The sequence below is a fragment of the Streptomyces sp. MMBL 11-1 genome, assembly GCF_028622875.1.
In the GTDB taxonomy this organism is placed as follows: Bacteria; Actinomycetota; Actinomycetes; order Streptomycetales; family Streptomycetaceae; genus Streptomyces.
This window is the reverse complement of record NZ_CP117709.1, coordinates 2991990-3009944: the sequence shown is the minus strand read 5'-3', so window position 1 is coordinate 3009944 and position 17955 is coordinate 2991990. Positions and strand designations below refer to the sequence as shown.

Annotated in this window: 17 protein-coding genes; 8 read left to right on the top strand and 9 right to left on the bottom strand. The window is 73.1% G+C overall.

What is annotated here, in order from left to right; all coding sequences use genetic code 11:
• Positions 1-113: 113 nt before the first annotated feature.
• The gene (locus tag PSQ21_RS12895; RefSeq protein WP_274030639.1) at positions 114-1880 is read right to left on the bottom strand and encodes a dolichyl-phosphate-mannose--protein mannosyltransferase; all 1767 of its coding nucleotides are present in this window, start codon (positions 1878-1880) and stop codon (positions 114-116) included.
• A gap of 71 nt (positions 1881-1951) precedes the next feature.
• On the opposite strand from PSQ21_RS12895, the gene rsmI reads away from it, so the two are divergent.
• Positions 1952-2854: a 16S rRNA (cytidine(1402)-2'-O)-methyltransferase gene (gene rsmI, locus PSQ21_RS12890; RefSeq protein ID WP_274035734.1), complete on the top strand. Its 903-nt coding sequence runs from the start codon at positions 1952-1954 to the stop codon at positions 2852-2854.
• Between the two features lie 3 nt (positions 2855-2857).
• Here rsmI and PSQ21_RS12885 read toward each other — a convergent pair whose 3' ends face one another.
• From PSQ21_RS12885 to PSQ21_RS12865, 5 genes are read right to left on the bottom strand one after another with little or no spacing between them, the layout of a single operon-like run.
• Positions 2858-3943, bottom strand: a complete 1086-nt coding sequence (locus PSQ21_RS12885; protein ID WP_274030638.1) for a serine hydrolase domain-containing protein — start codon at positions 3941-3943, stop codon at positions 2858-2860.
• Positions 3940-4869, bottom strand: a complete 930-nt coding sequence (locus PSQ21_RS12880; RefSeq protein ID WP_274030637.1) for a DUF6895 family protein — start codon at positions 4867-4869, stop codon at positions 3940-3942. The genes PSQ21_RS12885 and PSQ21_RS12880 overlap by 4 nt, the downstream gene beginning before the upstream one ends.
• A complete protein-coding gene (locus PSQ21_RS12875; protein WP_274030636.1) occupies positions 4866-5924 on the bottom strand; it encodes a DUF6895 family protein in 1059 nt (352 codons plus the stop codon). The genes PSQ21_RS12880 and PSQ21_RS12875 overlap by 4 nt, the downstream gene beginning before the upstream one ends.
• Positions 5921-6628, bottom strand: a complete 708-nt coding sequence (locus PSQ21_RS12870) for a hypothetical protein (protein WP_274030635.1) — start codon at positions 6626-6628, stop codon at positions 5921-5923. The genes PSQ21_RS12875 and PSQ21_RS12870 overlap by 4 nt, the downstream gene beginning before the upstream one ends.
• A gap of 10 nt (positions 6629-6638) precedes the next feature.
• Positions 6639-6815, bottom strand: a complete 177-nt coding sequence (locus PSQ21_RS12865) for a hypothetical protein (RefSeq protein ID WP_274030634.1) — start codon at positions 6813-6815, stop codon at positions 6639-6641.
• A gap of 453 nt (positions 6816-7268) precedes the next feature.
• Here PSQ21_RS12865 and PSQ21_RS12860 point away from each other — a divergent pair, with 453 nt between their 5' ends.
• The 4 genes from PSQ21_RS12860 to PSQ21_RS12845 all read left to right on the top strand — a co-directional run bounded on the left by PSQ21_RS12860 (position 7269) and on the right by PSQ21_RS12845 (position 10525).
• Positions 7269-7640, top strand: a complete 372-nt coding sequence (locus PSQ21_RS12860; protein ID WP_274030633.1) for a hypothetical protein — start codon at positions 7269-7271, stop codon at positions 7638-7640.
• Between the two features lie 159 nt (positions 7641-7799).
• Positions 7800-8666 (top strand): TatD family hydrolase, encoded by an 867-nt coding sequence (locus PSQ21_RS12855; RefSeq protein ID WP_274030632.1) that lies wholly within the window; start codon positions 7800-7802, stop codon positions 8664-8666.
• 75 nt (positions 8667-8741) lie between these two features.
• Positions 8742-9614, top strand: a complete 873-nt coding sequence (rsmA, locus tag PSQ21_RS12850; protein ID WP_274030630.1) for a 16S rRNA (adenine(1518)-N(6)/adenine(1519)-N(6))-dimethyltransferase RsmA — start codon at positions 8742-8744, stop codon at positions 9612-9614.
• 5 nt (positions 9615-9619) lie between these two features.
• On the top strand, positions 9620-10525 hold the full coding sequence (locus PSQ21_RS12845; RefSeq protein ID WP_274035732.1) for a 4-(cytidine 5'-diphospho)-2-C-methyl-D-erythritol kinase: 906 nt from the start codon (positions 9620-9622) through the stop codon (positions 10523-10525).
• A 55-nt stretch (positions 10526-10580) separates the two neighbouring features.
• Here the strand turns inward: PSQ21_RS12845 and PSQ21_RS12840 are convergent, their stop codons facing one another.
• The 3 genes from PSQ21_RS12840 to PSQ21_RS12830 form a co-directional block, all read right to left on the bottom strand.
• The gene (locus tag PSQ21_RS12840; protein ID WP_274030629.1) at positions 10581-11102 is read right to left on the bottom strand and encodes a PASTA domain-containing protein; all 522 of its coding nucleotides are present in this window, start codon (positions 11100-11102) and stop codon (positions 10581-10583) included.
• A gap of 412 nt (positions 11103-11514) precedes the next feature.
• Positions 11515-11775: a Txe/YoeB family addiction module toxin gene (locus PSQ21_RS12835; protein WP_274030628.1), complete on the bottom strand. Its 261-nt coding sequence runs from the start codon at positions 11773-11775 to the stop codon at positions 11515-11517.
• A complete protein-coding gene (locus PSQ21_RS12830; protein WP_006125193.1) occupies positions 11772-12023 on the bottom strand; it encodes a type II toxin-antitoxin system Phd/YefM family antitoxin in 252 nt (83 codons plus the stop codon). The genes PSQ21_RS12835 and PSQ21_RS12830 overlap by 4 nt, the downstream gene beginning before the upstream one ends.
• A 139-nt stretch (positions 12024-12162) precedes the next feature.
• Between PSQ21_RS12830 and PSQ21_RS12825 the strand changes: the two genes are divergently transcribed.
• From PSQ21_RS12825 to PSQ21_RS12815, 3 genes are all read left to right on the top strand, one after another.
• Positions 12163-13983 carry an ABC-F family ATP-binding cassette domain-containing protein gene (locus PSQ21_RS12825; protein WP_274030627.1) on the top strand — a complete coding sequence of 607 codons (1821 nt, stop codon included), beginning with the start codon at positions 12163-12165 and terminating at the stop codon, positions 13981-13983.
• Between the two features lie 67 nt (positions 13984-14050).
• Positions 14051-15712 (top strand): outer membrane protein assembly factor BamB family protein, encoded by a 1662-nt coding sequence (locus tag PSQ21_RS12820; RefSeq protein ID WP_274030626.1) that lies wholly within the window; start codon positions 14051-14053, stop codon positions 15710-15712.
• Positions 15713-15949: 237 nt separating this feature from the next.
• Positions 15950-17872, top strand: coding sequence for an outer membrane protein assembly factor BamB family protein (locus PSQ21_RS12815; protein ID WP_274030624.1), 1923 nt, complete (start codon positions 15950-15952; stop codon positions 17870-17872).
• Positions 17873-17955 lie beyond the last annotated feature (83 nt).

The following is a 17955-nucleotide window of genomic DNA, read 5'->3' as shown; positions in this document are numbered from 1 at the left end:
GGCTGTGAAATACGGGCGGGCTGGCGGGCGGGTTGTGAAATGCGGGCGGGCCGCGACGACATGTCGTCGCGGCCCGCCCGCATTTTGGTTTCCCGCCCGTCGAACCGCGGTGCCTACACCCACGTGTCCAGCCACATCCGGTCCCGCCAGAGGTCCTCCGGGATCGACGTCCCCGTGAACAGCGGGTGGAAGTAGATGAAGTTCCAGACGATCAGGAGCACCAGCACGCCCACCGCGATCGCCCCCAGCGTGCGGCGGCGTTCGCCGCCGGGGTCCTGGGCGGCGAGGCCCAGTTCGGCCCGGGTGCCCGTGCCCGCCGCCGGGCCGACGATCGCGCCCAGCATCATCGTCACGGCCAGACACAGGAACGGGACGAACACGACCGCGTAGAAGAGGAAGATCGTCCGTTCCTGGTAGAAGAACCAGGGCAGCCAGCCCGCCACCACACCGCAGGCGATCGCGCCCGCCCGCCAGTCGCGGCGGAAGAACCAGCGCCAGAGCACGTACACGAGGGCGAAGCACGCCAGCCACCACAGCAGCGGGGTGCCGATGGCGAGGACCTCGCTGGCGCACTTGCCGGTGGCCGACTCCTCGCAGCCGGTCCGGTCCTCGTAGAAGTACGACACGGGCCGGCCCAGCACGAGCCAGCTCCACGGGTTGGACTCGTACGTGTGGCCCGAGGTCAGGCCGACGTGGAAGTCGTACACCTGGTTCTCGTAGTGCCACAGGCTGCGCAGCCAGTCGGGCAGCCAACTCCAGGCGGAGTCCTTGCCCTCGGTGGCCGCCCAGTTCCGGAAGTAGCCCTTGTCCGTGACGATCCAGCCGGTCCACGAGGCGACGTACGTGACGATCGCGACCGGCACCGTGGAGAAGAAGGCGGGGATCAGGTCCCGGCGCAGCACCGCCCGGTAGGGGTGGACGGCCCCCGCCGTGCGGCGCGCGCCGACATCCCACAGGACCGTCATCAGGCCGAACGCGGCCAGCACGTAGAGGCCGTTCCACTTCGTGGCGAAGGCCAGGCCCAGCATCACGCCCGCCGCCAGCCGCCACGGCCGCCACCCCAGCCGCAGGGTCTCCGCGATCCGGGCGTCCGGGCGCAGCACCCCCTCCGCGTCCACCGGCAGCGCGTCGGCCCATCGACGGCGGACATGGTCCCGGTCGGCCACCAGGCAGCCGAACGCGGCCAGGACGAAGAACATGACGATCAGGTCGAGCAGCGCGGTCCGGCTCATCACGAAGTGCAGCCCGTCCACCGCGAGCAGCAGGCCCGCCAGACAGCCCAGGAACGTGGAGCGGAACAGCCGCCGGCCGATCCGGCACAGCAGGAGGACGGAGACCGTGCCGAGCACCGCCACCATGAAGCGCCAGCCGAACGGCGTGAAGCCGAACAGCTGCTCACCGAAGCCGATGATCCACTTGCCGGCCGGCGGGTGCACCACATAGCCCGGGTCGGTCGGGATCGGGACGGAGGAGGGGTCGTTCAGGATCTGCTTGTCGACGTCCTTGGGCCAGGACCCCTCGTACCCCTGGTTGACCAGCGCCCAGGCGTCCTTCGCGTAATACGTCTCATCGAATATCACCGCGTGCGGCTGGTCCAGCTTCCAGAAGCGCAGCAGCCCGGCGACCAGCGTCACCAGGAGCGGGCCGCCCCAGCCGGACCACCGCACCAGCCGGTCGGCCACGTGCGGCGGGATCGCGAGCACCGACCACACCTGCCGTCCGGGCCGCGTGTACGGCGGGTCCAGCCGGTCGCGGAGGGAGGTTTCCGGCCGGGGATCATGGCCGAAGCGGCGCAGCCGCCGTTGCCAGGAGGTCGGCTGTTCGCCGGGCGGATCCCCGGCGTCTTGGCCCCGCTGGGTCTCGGGTGCGGTACTCGTCACCGCGCCATCGTAGGGAACGCGTCTGTGCGAAGGGCGCTGCCCGTGCTGCGAGGATGGCTGTTGTGACTGGAATGACTGGAACGCTCGTGCTCGCAGGGACCCCCATCGGTGACGTGGCCGACGCCCCGCCACGCCTGGCCGCCGAACTGGAGCGGGCCGACGTCGTGGCCGCCGAGGACACCCGGCGGCTGCGCCGGCTCACCCAGGCGCTCGGCATCCAGACCTCGGGGCGTGTCGTGTCCTACTTCGAGGGGAACGAGTCCGCCCGCACGCCGGAACTCGTCGAAGCCCTGACCGGCGGCGCGCGTGTCCTGCTCGTCACGGACGCGGGCATGCCGTCCGTCTCCGACCCCGGCTACCGGCTCGTCGCCGCGGCCGTGGAGAAGGACATCCGCGTCACCGCCGTCCCCGGGCCCAGCGCCGTGCTGACCGCGCTCGCCCTCTCCGGACTGCCCGTGGACCGTTTCTGCTTCGAGGGGTTTCTGCCCCGCAAGGCGGGTGAACGGCTCTCCAGGCTCCGGGAGGTCGGGGACGAGCGGCGCACCATGGTCTTCTTCGAGGCCCCTCACCGGCTCGACGACACCCTCGCCGCGATGGCCGAGGTCTTCGGCGACGGGCGGCGCGCCGCCGTGTGCCGGGAGCTGACCAAGACGTACGAGGAGGTCAAGCGCGGTCCGCTCGGCGAGCTGGCGGTGTGGGCCGCCGACGGCGTACGCGGGGAGATCACCGTCGTCGTGGAGGGCGCCACCGACTCCGGCGACGAAGGGCTGGACGCCGAGGAACTGGTGCGGCGCGTGCGGGTGCGCGAGGAGGCGGGGGAGCGGCGCAAGGAGGCGATCGCCGCCGTCGCCGCCGCCGCCGGGCTGCCCAAGCGGGACGTCTTCGACGCGGTGGTGGCCGCCAAGAACGCGGAGAAGGACGCGGCGAAGAGCGCGGGGAACAGCGCGGGGGAGGCCGCCCCGCCGAAGCCGTAGCGCTCAGGGCGTTTCCGTCAGCAGGCCGTACGCCGTCGCGACGAACGTGTCCGCCCGGTGCACCCGCCGCGTCGCCGTCGCCGCCACCGCGAGACCCGTGCCCGGGCAGAAGCCCAGGAACGCCTGCTGGCCCAGGGTCGCCCCGGCGTGGAAGAGGACCGGGCCGTGCGGGGACGGATGGTGGAACCACGTGAGCGTGTGGGTGTGGGTGTGCCGCAGGCCGCGCCGCAGCAGGGGGCGGCACACGTCGGTGAGCGCGGCGCTCAGTGTCGGGTCCCGGGGCGTCGCGTTCCGGGGTGCCGGGTCCCGGGGGTCCGGCCCGCCCACGTGCGCCTCCAGGAACGTCAGCAGGTCCAGCGGGGTCGCCCGGACCGCGCCCGCCGCCGTGAAGCCCCCGGTGTCCAGCACGGGCACCGGCGTCCCGTCGCGGCGGTGGCCGACCGCCTCCGTGCCCTCCGGCCCCGGGCGCACCCGGGTCGCGTCCAGGCGCAGCGGGGCCAGTACCTGCTGGTGCAGCAGGACCTCCCACGGCGTGCCGGTGGCCGCCGCCAGGGTGTGGCCGAGGACCGAGACGGCGAAGTTCGAGTAGTGCCAGCGGGTCCCGGGCCGGTGGCGCGGGCGGGCCCGCAGGAAGGCCCGGACCACCCGGTCGGCCGGGTAGCCGCCGTACGGGTCGGTGGACCAACGGGGCACCGCCTGCGGGTAGAAGTCGGCGGGCAGGCCCGGCAGCCCCGAGGTGTGGGTGAGCAGGTGGCGCAGGGTGATCCGGCGCACCGACGGGTGCACCGGGAAGCCCGGGGCCAGCAGGTCCGCCGCCCGGTCCGCGTACCGCACCCGGCCCTGCGCCACCAGCCGGGCCAGCAGCAGCCCCGCGTACGGCTTCGACGCCGAGCCCAGCTCGTAACCCAGCAGCTCGCGGGGGACCGGGCCCGGCTCCCCGCTCCCCCCGGTGTGGACGGTGCGCACCCCGTTCCGGCTGACCGCGAGCACCAGGTCCGGCGCGTCGACCGCCCGCGCCGCCTCGGCCAGGAGGCGGGCGGTGGCCGGGGCGCCGGGGGTGTCCACGCGGACCGCCGTCACGTCCGTCATGCCGGGGCCGGCGTCGCGCTGAGGTCGGACAGGGCGCGGGACATCGCGAGCGCCGAGGCGAACGCGGCGACCAGCGTCGGGTGGTAGACGAGGTCGAACACCGTCTCCTCGTCCCCCTCGGGCATCCCGCCGAGCGCCGGCATCGCCCCGTCCGGCTGCTGGGCCTGCGCGAACCCCTGCCAGGCCGCCGGGTCCAGCGTCGGCTCGGGGAGGCACGCGTCGACGACCAGCAGTTCGCCCAGCAGGTCCCAGCGCTTCAGGTCCAGCCAGTCGTCCAGCCAGACCGGCAGCCACAGCGCCAGGTACTCCGCGATGTCGGCGGGGAGTCCCGAGGGCCTCTCGCCCCAGTCGGTGAGGTGGAACACCGTGTGCGTGATGTCGTAGGCGGTGTGGCCCTCGACCGTCCACGGCTCGGGCCGGCGCGCCAGCCAGGTGTGGGCCAGCGCCGCCGTCTCCGGGACGCTCGGCTCCACCCCGAAGCGCCGCTCGATCGTGGACAGCCCCAGCCGCCGCACCGGACGCACCTCCAGCGCCGCCCAGCTGGCCAGCCGGTGGTTGAGGCGGATCGCGGACTCCAGGTCCGGCTGCCGGTAGCCCAGCTCCCGGAACGGTACGTAGACCTCCAGCGGCACCGGCGAGAGCGGCTCGCGCCGCTGGCCCTCCAGCAGCCGGGCGCCGGAGTCCAGCAGTTCGTGCCAGGCGTGGTCCAGGAGCTTGTGGGCCAGGGAGGACTGCTGCGAGCCGGCCACGCCCTCGCGGAAGATGACCTTGCCGACCACCGCCAGCTCGCCCAGGGGCTTGAAGCGGTCCAGCATCCCCACCTCCGGGGACGGATCGGGCTCCAGCCGGAAGCCGTCCCGGTGTTCGTACAGCCAGCCCAGGGCCTTCGCCCCCACGTCGTGGATCTGCTGGATGCCGCTGCTCATGCGGTCCGCCTTTCCCGGCCGGGCACGGCCTCGCCGGCCCCGCGCAGCGACCTCAGGGACAGGGCCGCGGCGAAGGCCGTCACGAGCGTGGAGTGATAGCAGTCGATGAAGGGATACGGGTCCGGTGAAAGGTCCCGCACCGGTACGCCGGTCTCCGGGAGACAGCCCGTCGCGTGCTGGACGTCCGCCAGCACCGGCCAGACCGCGTCGAGCAGCTCCGCGGGCGGCGGGCCCGGCAGGGCCGCCGCGACCGCCAGCAGCTCGCCGGTGAGGTCCCACTGGGCGCTCTCCACGCAGCCGTCGGCCCACGCGGGCAGCCAGGTCCGCAGATAGCCGTCGATCCTCGCGGGGACCCGGTCGGGCATCAGCCCCCAGTCCGTGACGTGGAAGACCGCGTGGGTCAGGGCGTAGCCGGAGGGGCCCTCGAACATCCAGGGCTCCGACAGGCCGCCCAGCCAGGTCCGGGACAGGACCGCCCCGGCGTCGGTGTGGGGCACCACGCCGACCCGCCGCTCGGAGTTGACCAGACCGAGCTGCCGGTTGGCGTGCTGCTCGGTGTGGGCCCAGGCGCGGGTCGCGGTGAGCGGGCGGGCCAGGGCCTCGAAGCCCTCGTGGCGCAGCCCGTACCCGGCGAAGGCGGCGTAGATCTCGTACGGGTACGCCGCGAACGGTTCGGCGCGCAGCAGCTCCAGGAGCAGTTCGCCCGCCGCCGTCTGCTCCCAGGCGTACGCGACGAGGTCCCCGGCCAGTTCGTGCTCCGGGGTGCCGGGGGCGGTGGTGCGGCGGATCGTGGAGCCGAGCTGGGCCAGTTCGCCCAGCGGCTTCAGCGTGGCGTTGACCTGGGTGTGGGGTTCCAGGACGTCGTCGGGGAGCGCGAAGCGCGCCCGGTGGGTGTCGGTCCAGGCGAGGGCTTCGCGCAGGACGTCGGGGAGGACGGCGAGCGCGGCGCCGGGGGCCGAGTGCTCCCGGCGGTCCGCGCCCCCCGCCCCCGGCCGACGCCGCGGTCCCCCGGCCGGGCGGTCCTGCGAGGGGCCCTGCGTCGCGGTCGTGGTCACCGTGCCCTCGCTTCGGCCATCAGCCGGGCGGCCCGGACATGGAGGGTGACCCGGGGGTCGTGGCCGCCCATCAGCTCGACGAAGTCCAGGCCGCGTTCCAGGCCCAGCGTCGCCGGTTCGCCGCCGGTGGCCGCGAGCCAGCGGCCCGCGCCCGCCGCCTGGAGCCAGTCGCGCCGCCGGACCGCGCGGACGAAGCCGCGCGCCAGGTCGACGGCCCGGTTCGTCGCGGCCCGCCGCACGGCCGAGGGGGCGGCCGGGACGGCGAGCGGCGCGAGCACCGAGAGCTGGTGGGTGAACCCCTGCCAGGGCGCTCCTTCCAGCCAGGCGGCGTCGGGTTCCGCGTACGTCGCGGGCGCGGCCGCTCCCGGTGGAGGCGGCGTCAGCCGCTGCAGCGTGGAGATCATGTGCCAGTGGCTCCAGGCCGTCGCGGCCGGAGCGTCGGGCTTGGGCGGGAATTCCCGCGCCGCCCGGTCGAGCACGGCGACGTCACCCGGATGCGGATGGCGTCCGTAGAGAACACTGGGCAGCAGAAGGTCGGCCCCGATGACCCGTGCCGCCGCGATTCCGGTCCTATTCTCCTCGTCGATTCCCGCCGCGCCGCACACCGTGGCGAGGTGGTCCCCGCTCCGAAGAGCGAGGACCACCTCTGTTGCCAGGTCATGCACGGCGCCCGCCAGGGGCGACGGAGCATGTGTCTGGTCCATGTGCCGGCGACTAGCCCTTCTTCGGGCGCGGGGTCGGCGGCGAGAGAAGCAGCACGCTGCCGCCCCCGAGAAGCGCGAGGTAGGCGCATTCGCGGGAGTCGCGGTACAGACCTTCGACCTCGCCCGGGTTGAGGGCGGCGTCGAGGTCCATCTCGATGTCGGTGGCAGTGGTGTCCGTGGTGAACATGGGTTGTTCCCCGTCCTGTGGGAAATGGGGTGGACGTAATGAGTGAAAAGGAGGAATGGGGGCGCCGCAAATCGGCGAGCGGGATCCGGGGAAATCGCGTTTTCAATTGAATGATGAATTCATGGGGTGCGGGTGGGGGAAAAGCCCGGGAACGCAAGGGAGGAGGAGGGGGCGGACGGGGGTGGTGCGCGGGCGCGTTCACGGTCGGCGGGCGGCGCGCTGGGGGCGCTCGGTGGCCCGGCGGTCACGCGTTGTTCTCCGTTGGTCCAGTCCAACGCCATGCGTCGGCAAAGGGCGGCCAAAGGAGGCCAAGAACGCACCAACATCGGGCCTGAGCTGGTGCGTCCGTACGGGTGCAGGTGTCCACTGGAAGGGACGGGCCACCCGCTCGAAGAACCCTCGGTCGGGCCGCCCGTCCCCGGAGCGCGTGACCCGCGGCCAAGAGGAGCAGGCATGAGCGAGATCGCAGCCACCACTGTCCACGAGGCGTATGCCTTCGCCTGCATGAAGTGCGGGTACGGCTGGGAGCAGTCCTACGAGATAGAGCACCACGTCGACGTCCACGGCCACGCCTTCGTCGTCTACACGGCGGACGGCGAGCGCGTGCCGTCCCCGCTCTCCACGCCCACCTGCACGAACTGCGGCGGACACGTGGTGCGGATCATGCGGGCGGGGCGGGTCGCGGGCGTCCAGGAGCTCCTGCGCAAGCAGCAGACGCCGCGCGCCGAGGCGACCGCCGCGAAGGACCGGACCGTGTCGACCGCCGCGGCCCCGGCCCGGCACTGGCGGCTGTCCGACCTGCTCCACCCCTTCCACCGCCGGTAACGCCTCCCCTCCTCCACCGCGGGTGACACCGACCCACCACCGCGGGTGACGTGATCCTTCCGGCGCGGATGGGGCGGGCCCTCCGTCGCGGATGACGTACCCGGGTGGCTTCCGCAGCCGACGATCGTACGAGGGTGGGGCCCTCGTACGATCGTCGGCATGAGCCGTACCGAAGCCCCGCCGCTGCCCGAGCCCCTGCGGGTTCCGGTCGCCGACTCCCACACCCACCTGGACATGCAGGACGCCACCGTCGAGGAGGCCCTCGCCCGGGCCGCCGCGGTGAACGTGAGAGCCGTCGTCCAGGTCGGCTGCGACGTGGCCGGCTCCCGCTGGGCCGCCGACACCGCGGCCGCCCACCCCGCCGTCCACGCCTCGGTCGCCCTGCACCCCAACGAGGCCCCGCGCATCGTCCACGGCGATCCGGACGGCACCGCCCGGCAGGGGGCGCGGGAGCCCGGCGGCAGGGCGGCGCTGGACGAGGCGCTGGCGGAGATCGACGCGCTGGCCGCCCTCGACCACGTGCGCGGGGTCGGCGAGACGGGCCTGGACTTCTTCCGCACCGGGCCCGAGGGCGTCGCCGCCCAGGAGGAGTCCTTCCGGGCCCACATCGAGATCGCCAAGCGGCACGGCAAGGCCCTGGTCATCCACGACCGCGACGCGCACGAGGACGTCCTGCGGGTCCTGCGCGACGCGGGCGCGCCCGAGCGGACCGTGTTCCACTGCTACTCCGGCGACGCCGACATGGCCCGGATCTGCGCGCGGGCCGGGTACTTCATGTCCTTCGCGGGCAACGTGACCTTCAAGAACGCCCAGCCGCTGCGGGACGCCCTGGCCGTCGCCCCGGCCGAACTGCTCCTCGTCGAGACGGACGCCCCCTTCCTCACCCCCGCCCCGTACCGCGGGCGGCCCAACGCGCCCTACCTCATCCCGGTCACGCTCCGCGCCATGGCCGAGGTCAAGGGAGTGGACGAGGACGTGCTGGCCGCCGCGGTCGACGACAACACCGCCCGCGCGTTCGATTTCTGACCGCCGGCCGGGCCTGCCCCCGTACGCGCGGCGGGGGGCGGGCCCGTGGCCCCACCGCGGCCGTAGGCTTACCGGGTGAGCAGCACAGAGCCCGACGCCCTCCTGGGCCCCGCAGACATCCGCGACCTGGCCGCGAAGCTGGGCGTACGCCCCACCAAGCAGCGCGGTCAGAACTTCGTCATCGACGCCAACACCGTCCGCCGCATCGTGCGCACGGCCGAGGTCCGCCCGGACGACACCGTCGTCGAGGTCGGCCCCGGGCTCGGCTCGCTGACCCTGGCGCTGCTGGAGGCGGCGGACCGGGTCGTCGCGGTCGAGATCGACGACGTGCTCGCCGCCGCGCTGCCCGCCACGGTCCGGGCCCGGATGCCGGAGCGCGCCGACCGCTTCGCCCTGGTCCACTCGGACGCGATGCTGGTCACCGAGCTGCCCGGACCCGCCCCGACCGCGCTCGTGGCGAACCTCCCGTACAACGTGGCCGTGCCCGTCCTGCTGACCATGCTGGAGCGCTTCCCCAGCATCGAGCGGACCCTCGTCATGGTCCAGGCCGAGGTCGCCGACCGGCTCGCCGCCCGCCCCGGCAACAAGGTGTACGGCGTGCCGTCGGTGAAGGCCAACTGGTACGCCGAGGTCAAGCGCGCCGGGTCCATCGGCCGCACCGTCTTCTGGCCCGCCCCGAACGTCGACTCCGGGCTCGTCTCCCTGGTCCGCCGCACCGAACCCCTCGCCACCACCGCCTCCCGCGCCGAGGTCTTCGCCGTCGTGGACGCCGCCTTCGCCCAGCGCCGCAAGACCCTGCGCGCCGCCCTCTCCGGCTGGGCCGGCTCCGCGCCTGCCGCCGAGGCGGCGCTCGTCGCCGCCGGGATCTCGCCGCAGGCGCGCGGCGAGGCGCTGACGGTGGAGGAGTTCGCGGCGATCGCCGAGAACAAGCCGGAGGCGGCCCTGTGAACCCTGTGGGTACGGCCGTCACCGTCCGCGTCCCCGCCAAGGTCAACGTCCAGCTCGCCGTGGGCGCCGCCCGCCCCGACGGCTTCCACGACCTGGCCAACGTCTTCCTCGCCGTCGGCCTGTACGACGAGGTCACCGCGGCCCCGGCCGACGAGCTGCGCGTCACCTGCTCGGGCCCGGACGCCGCCCAGGTCCCGCTGGACACCACCAACCTCGCCGCCCGCGCCGCCCTCGCGCTCGCCGAGCGGCACGGCGTCGAGCCCGCCGTCCACCTGCACATCGCCAAGGACATCCCGGTCGCGGGCGGCATGGCGGGCGGCAGCGCCGACGGGGCCGCCGCGCTCGTCGCCTGCGACGCCCTGTGGGGGACCGGCGCGAGCCGCGACGAACTGCTCGCCATCTGCGCGGAACTGGGCAGCGACGTGCCGTTCAGCCTGGTCGGCGGGGCCGCGCTCGGCACCGGACGCGGCGAGAAGCTGACCCCGATCGAGGTCGGCGGAACCTTCCACTGGGTCTTCGCGGTGGCGGACGGCGGCCTCTCCACGCCCGCCGTGTACGGGGAGTTCGACCGCCTCACGGCCGGCACCGGGGTCCCGGAGCCGACGGCGTCCCCCGTGCTCCTCGCGGCCCTGCGCTCCGGCGACTCCGGCGCACTCGCGAAGGCCCTGGGCAACGACCTCCAGCCCGCCGCGCTCTCCCTGCGCCCCTCCCTCGCCAAGACCCTGTGCGCGGGCACGGAGGCGGGGGCCCTGGCGGCCCTGGTCTCCGGGTCCGGGCCGACGACGGCGTTCCTGGTCCCGGACGAGGAGACGGGCCGGAAGGTCGCGGACGCGCTGCTGGCGTCCGGGACCTGCCGGGCCGCGCGCCCCGCGTCGTCGCCGGCGCCGGGAGCGCGCGTCGTGACGCCCTGACACCCCGGGATCGTGTGCGCCCGGCCGGGGGCCCGTGCCGGGGTGCGCCGCGGAGTCAGCGGTCGGCCGGGGGCGGGGTGTACGCCGGGTCGTTCTCCTGGTGGAGGTAGCCGTGGAAGCTGGTCGTGCAGTCGCTGAAGTCCTTCGCGAGCTTGACGGTGACCGTGGTGGCGGCCGGGAGCGGCGCCCCGGGCCGGGGGCTCGACGCGCACACGTACCAGGCGTCGTGGTCCCGGGAGAGGGTGACGTCCTTGTGCTGGGCAGCGCTGGTCAGAAGCGTGGCGGACAGGCCCCGGCGGGTGAACTCCGCCCGCGCCTCCGCGTAGGTCCGGCCGGGCAGGGCCGGCACGACCCGGTCAGGAGTGGCGCTCGTGGTGGCTGTGGGGGCGGCTGTGGCCGGGGGAGCGGTGGTGGCCGGGGGAGCGGTGGTGGTGGTCGGCGGAGTGGCCGAGACCGTTTCCGTAGCGGTGGTCGGGGTCACCGGGGCGGTGCCGTCGGACGGTGACCCGTCCGCGCATCCGGCCAGGACGAACCCGCCGAGCAGGGCGAGGGGGGCGAGGTGGCGAAGAGTCCGCACAGTGTTCGTACTCCGGTCTCTCGGGGACGGTCAGCGGCGTGACGGGCCGTACGGCGGTCCGGCGTTCTCCGGTGCGGGAGGGCGAGCACGTACGCCGCCCGACGGGCAGCGACTCCCCCGTGTCTCTCTTCGTCGCGCGGCGGCCCGACCGGATCCGCTCCACGGCAAGGACCTCCCCCCGGGCCGGCCCGGTACTCGGCTGCCGGATTGAGTACCCGCGCCCTGCCGCCGCACACCCGCCTGCCACGACCGGGTGCACAGGGGGTCACGTGTTCGTGTACGGCCCCGGGCAGCCCCGCCACCCGGGACCGTGACGCCGACCTGCTGCGGGTCGCCGCGCCACGGCGGCCGTCGCGACGACCCTGGGCGGCTGGCTGCTGGTGGAACGGGCGGGGGGCAGGCGGGGCCGGGGTCAGTGACCGTAGTGGTAGCGGCAGGCGGCGACACGGACCTCATCGTCGGCCACTTTGTAGATGAGCCGGTGCTCGTCGGTGATGCGGCGGGACCAGTACCCGTGAAAACCGTGCTTCAACGGTTCCGGTTTGCCCATTCCTTCGTTGCCGTTCCGGGCGATGTCCTGGAGCAGTGTGTTGATCCTCTTGAGGATCTTACGGTCCTGGTTCTGCCACCAGACGTAGTCGTCCCACGACGACTGGTCCCACACGAACTTCACTCGGCAAGCTCCTGTACGGTGCCGCCGCCGCTCTCCAGGCGGTCGATCGAAGCCAGCAACCGACGCGCGTTCTCCGGGCTCCGGAGCTGGTACGCCGTCTCTTTCAGGGACTCGTACTCATCGAGTGCCACTATCACCACCGGCTCATGTCCGGCACGCGTGACCACGACCTCCTCGCGGTCGTCCACGACCGCGCTCAGGGTCTCGGCGTATTTGGCGCGGGACTCGGTGTAGGTCATGGTCCGCATGATCGCCTCCCAGGAATGTACGTGATCCTGTACGTACAGAAAACTGTACCGCGCTTTCCCGTTGACGGGACCGCACACCCCGCCCCCGCCGCCGCGCCGTACCCTGGAAAGGTCGATCAACCCCCTAGGCAGGAGTGAAATGGCCGTCAATCTGGTCAATGTCGAGCAGGTCAGCAAGGTGTACGGCACCCGTGCCCTGCTCGACGGCGTATCCCTCGGGGTGTCCGAGGGCGACCGGATCGGTGTCGTGGGCCGCAACGGCGACGGCAAGACCACCCTCATCCGGATGCTCGCCAAGCTGGAGGACGCGGACACCGGCCGCGTCACCCACAACGGCGGGCTGCGCCTCGGCGTCCTCACCCAGCACGACTCCCTGGACCCGGCGAAGACCATCCGCCAGGAGGTCATCGGCGATCTCGCCGACCACGAGTGGGCGGGCAGCGCCAAGATCCGTGACGTGCTCACCGGGCTCTTCGGCGGCCTGGCCCTCCCCGGCTTCGAGCACGGGCTCGACACCGTCATCGCCCCGCTCTCCGGCGGGGAGCGCCGCCGTATCGCGCTGGCCAAGCTCCTCATCGACGAGCAGGACCTGATCGTCCTCGACGAGCCCACCAACCACCTCGACGTCGAGGGCATCTCCTGGCTCGCCGGCCACCTGCGGACCCGGCGCTCCGCCCTCGTCTGCGTCACCCACGACCGGTGGTTCCTCGACCAGGTCTGCACCCGCATGTGGGACGTCCAGCGCGGCACCGTCCACGAGTACGAGGGCGGCTACAGCGACTACGTGTTCGCCCGCGCCGAGCGGGAGCGCATCGCCGCCACCGAGGAGTCCAAGCGGCAGAACCTCATGCGCAAGGAGCTGGCCTGGCTGCGCCGCGGGGCCCCCGCCCGCACCTCCAAGCCGCGCTACCGCATCGAGGCCGCCAACGAACTCATCGCCGACGTGCCGCCGCCGCGCGACACCAGCGAGCTGATGAAGTTCGCCAACGCCCGCCTCGGCAAGACCGTGTTCGACCTGGAGGACGTGACCGTCCAGGCCGGGCCCAAGACCCTGCTCACCCACCTCACCTGGCAGCTCGGCCCCGGCGACCGCGTCGGCCTGGTCGGCGTCAACGGCGCGGGCAAGACCTCGCTGCTGCGCGCGCTCGCCGAGGCCGCCCGCACCCAGGGCGACGAGCAGCCCGCCGCCGGGAAGATCGTCGTCGGCAAGACCGTCAAGCTCGCCTACCTCTCCCAGGAGGTCTCCGAGCTCAACCCGAACCTCCGGGTCCTGGAGGCCGTCCAGCAGGTGCGCGACCGGGTCGACCTCGGCAAGGGCCGCGAGATGACCGCCGGTCAGCTCTGCGAGCAGTTCGGCTTCACCAAGGAGAAGCAGTGGACGCCCGTCGGCGACCTCTCCGGCGGTGAGCGCCGCCGGCTCCAGATCCTGCGGCTGCTGATGGACGAGCCCAACGTCCTCTTCCTCGACGAGCCCACCAACGACCTCGACATCGAGACCCTGACCCAGCTGGAGGACCTCCTCGACAGCTGGCCCGGGTCGATGATCGTGATCTCCCACGACCGGTTCTTCATCGAGCGGACCACCGACCGGGTCATGGCGCTCCTCGGCGACCGCGCCCTGCGCATGCTGCCGCGCGGGATCGACGAGTACCTGGAGCGCCGGCAGCGGATGGAGGAGGAGTCCACCCCCTCCGCCGCCGCCGCGCCCCGTACGTCCACCGCGTCCGCCGCCGCCCCGGCCGTCTCCGCGCAGGAGGCCCGTGCCGCGAAGAAGGAGCTGCAGAAGGTCGAGCGGCAGCTCGACAAGCTCTCCACCCGCGAGACCGCGCTGCACAAGCAGATCGCGGACAACGCCACCGACTTCGAGAAGGTCGCGGGGCTCGACGCCGAACTGCGCGAACTGGTCACCGAGCGCGACGAGTTGGAGATGCGCTGGCTGGAGCTGGCCGAGGACGCCTGACGGAGGCCGGTGCGGCAGGTGGTAGAACGGGACGGCAGTGGCCGTACGTTCGAGGGGGAGCACACCGATGTCGCAACCGCCGCCGTCGCAGGGCGGGCCGGGGGAGCAGGAGGGCTTCGGCGCTCCGTACGAACCGCGGCCCGGTGCGTACGGAGCACCCCTGCCGCCCCGGCACCAGCCGCGGCCCGGTCCGTACGGTCAGCCGCCCACCGCGCCGCACGGCTACCCGACGCCCGGGCCCTCGCCCTCCGGCGGACGCTCGCGGGGCCGGGTCGCGGGTCTCGTCTCCGCCGCGCTCGCCGGGGTCCTCGTCATCGGGGCGGGCGTCTGGTTCGCGGTGGGCGGTGACGGCGCCGACGACGGCAAGCCCGTCGCGACGGGAAGCACCGCACCGGAACAGCCCGGCGCCGACCCGGACCCGGTGAGGAAGCCGGCTCCGACCGCCGAGCAGCTCAACCAGGGCCGCGAGAAGGGCGAGGCGAAGGTCCGCTGGGTCCAGCGGAACGGCGTGGACCTGCCGGGGGGCGGCGCCTCCGCCCTCGGCCCCTGGGTCGTCGGCGATGTCGTGGCGAAGGCCATGTACCGCACGGCCTCCGGTTACTCCCTCGACGACGGCGCGCGGAAGTGGAGCCTGCGCCTGCCCTCCGACGTCTGCGCGGCGCCCACCCTGCCGACCGCGGACGGGAAGATCGTGATCGGGCTCATGACCGACACCTCCACGGAGAATTCGGCCTGCGACAAGCTCCAGATGATCGATCTGGCCACCGGCGAGGCGGGCTGGTCCGCGACCTTCGAACGCGCGCCGACCCAGGACGGGCTCTCCAACATCGTCATGGCGATCAGCGGCGACGTCCTGACGATCGGGCGCGTCGGCCGTACCGACGCCTATCGGGTCAGCGACGGCAAGCACCTGTGGGACAAGCTGCCCGGCCCCTGCCAGTCGTACGGTCTCGCCGGCGGAGCCGTCCTGCTCGCCGCTGTCGGCTGCCGCGACCGGCCGGCCGGCGAGGCCGAGGCCGACGACGTCGTCGAGGAAGTGCGGCGCATCGACCCGGCCACCGGCCGGACCGTGTGGACGTACAAGCCCGGGAAGGGCTGGCTGATCGACAGCTTCCACTCCGTCGACCCGCCGGTGATCTCGCTGCGCAAGGGCGGGGCGGTGGAGGGCGAGTGGGCGATCGCGGTCCTGAACACCGACGGGACCCTCCGCTCCCGGCCCGCCCCCGGCGACGACGTCCCCGAGGCCCGGTGCACCGGCATGCGGCGGGACGTGGGCGCGAACCTCGACACCTGCGTCGGCGTGGCCGCCGACGACGGCACGCTCTACACCGCCACGAAACACCGGCATACGGACGAGGGGCTGACCAACGACGTCGTCGCCTTCGACATGAGCACCGGAGAGAAGAAGTGGAAGGTTCCCGCGCCTCCCGGCCAGACCCTGATGCCGCTGCGCGTCGAAGGAGGCAAGGTGCTGATGTACCTTGCCCCGCCCGGCCCGAGGAGCAAGGCCAAGGGCGTCGGCGGCGGCATCGTGGCGCTCGGTCCGGACGGCGGCGCACCGCGGGCGGTCCTGCGTCACCCGGCCTCGGCCGCGGCGACCGAGCGCACCTTCACCGATCCGCTCGTCCTCCATTCCGGCGGCCGATCGCTGCTCATGCTCACGCACGTCTCCGGGGCCACCGACGAGGAGGAGGCGGACCTGTCGGCGATGATCGCCTTCGGTGACTGACCATCACCTCCCGCCGGGGCGTAACGGAGGCATCACAAGGCGGTTCTCCCTTGGGAACAGGGGTTGGCCCGAACCGGTGCCCCGTGGCGGGCGGGTGGTAGAAAGAAGCCCCGCCCGACTGTCGTGACACCGCGGAAGCCATGCCCGATTCGCTCCTTTCCAAGGGGAATCAACCCTCTTGGGAATGCGGGGGAGACCGATTCGGGCACCGGACCGCACGAAGGGGGACGTGCTGATATGAGCCAGCCGCCCAGCCAGCAACCGCCGCAGGGAGGCTTCGGGGCTCCGCAGGAGCCGCCGAACGGAGCTCCTCAGCAGCCTCAGGACCAGCCGGACCTGGCGAAGCCGCCGCAGACGCCGTCCGGTCAGCCGCCCCAGGGTCCGCCCCCCGCGCAGCCGCCCGCGCCCCCGGCCGGCCCGCCGCAGACGCCCCCGCCGGGCACCCCGGCGTACGGCTATCCGCAGCAGCAGCCCCCGGCCGGGCCCGGCTACGGCTATCCGCAGCAGCCCGGCCAGGCCCCCGGCCCCTACGGCCAGCAGGCCCCCGGACCGTACGGCCAGCAGCCCGGCCCGTACGGTCAGCAGCCCGGCCCGTACGGCCAGCAGGCTGCCCCGGGTCCGTACGGTCAGCAGCCCCAGCCCGGTTACGGCTACCCGACGCAGCAGCACCCCGGCGCCCCCGCCCCCGGCGGACCGGGCTCCGGCGGCGGGTTCCTCAAGAACAAGACCGGCATCGTGGTCGCGGCGGCGCTCGCCGTGGTCCTGGTCGCCGGGGCGGGCACCTGGTTCCTCGTGAGCGACGGCGGTGACGACCCCAAGAAGCCCGTCGCGGGCACGAGCACCGACCCCAAGCCCCCCAGCGAGTCACCGACGGTCGACGAGGGCGACGGCAGCGGCGACGGCCGCGAGGGGAACGACGACCTCAACGCCGGGCGCAAGCCGGGCGAGGCCAAGGTCGCCTGGCTCCAGAAGAACGACATCGACCTGCCGCGCAACGGCGCGTCCGTCGAAGGCCCCTGGTTCACCGGCGACCTGGTCGTCAAGGCCATGTACCGCGGCGTCTTCGGCTACGCCGTCGCCGACGGCAAGCAGAAGTGGGCCCTGAAGCTCCCCGCCGACGTGTGCGCCACGCCGAACACCGCGACCGCCGACGGCAAGCTCGTCATCGGCGTGAAGGACGGCACCACCGACCGGGCCAAGTGCTCCGTTCTCCAGATGATCGACCTCAACACCGGCAAGGCCGGCTGGAAGAAGACGATCAAGAAGAACGGCACCTGGGACTTCCTGTCGGACATCGGGCTGGCGATCAGCGGAGACACCGTCACGGTGGGGCGCACCAACAACGCCAACGCCTACCGCGTCAGCGACGGCAAGGAGCTGTTCGGCAACCCCGAGGGCAACTGCAAGCCCTTCGCCTTCGCCGGCGGCGCGAAGCTGATCGCCGCCGTCAACTGCCGCACCGACGACGTCAAGAACCCGCAGCATCAGGTCCAGGAGCTGGACCCGGTCACCGGCAAGGCCAAGTGGACCTACCAGCCGAAGCGCGGCTGGGAGGTCAGCAAGGTCTACTCGGTCAACCCGCTCGTCGTCCGGTTCGACCACGAGGAGAAGAAGCAGTACGCCATCGCCGCGCTCACCGAGAGCGGCAAGCTCCGCTCGCAGCTCGCTCCCGCGCAAGATGACAAGCTCACCGTCGACTGCGGGGGCAGGTTCGCGGTCTTCGGCACGAATCTCGAAGGGTGCAGCGGCGTCGCCGCCGACGCCAACACCTTCTACATCGCGACCGAGGACGACAGCAGCGGCACCGCCCGGACGAACAAGGTCATCGCCTTCGACCTGAACACGGGGAAGCCCAAGTGGGAGGCGCCCGCCCCGGCCGAGCGCGTGCTGAAGCCGCTGGGCATGGAGGGCGGCCAGGTGCTGCTCTACATGCGGCCGAAGTACGACACCGCCGGCGCGCTCGTGACCCTCCCGCCGACCGGCGGCACCCCCAAGACACTGCTCCAGCACCCGGCGTCGGCCGGCCGGATCGAGAACGGCTTCTTCTCGTCCAAGGTCCTCTACCAGGACGGCCGCTCCTACATCTTCAGCAAGCGTGTGAGCGCGAGCAACGACAAGGAAGAGCTGGAGCAGTCGACGATGCTGGTCTTCACCAAGTGACGGTCCGCCACGGCATCCGGCCGAGGCCGGCCCGCCCCGGCCCCACGCGCCCCCACAACCACTCGTCTCCCGAGGTACGCACG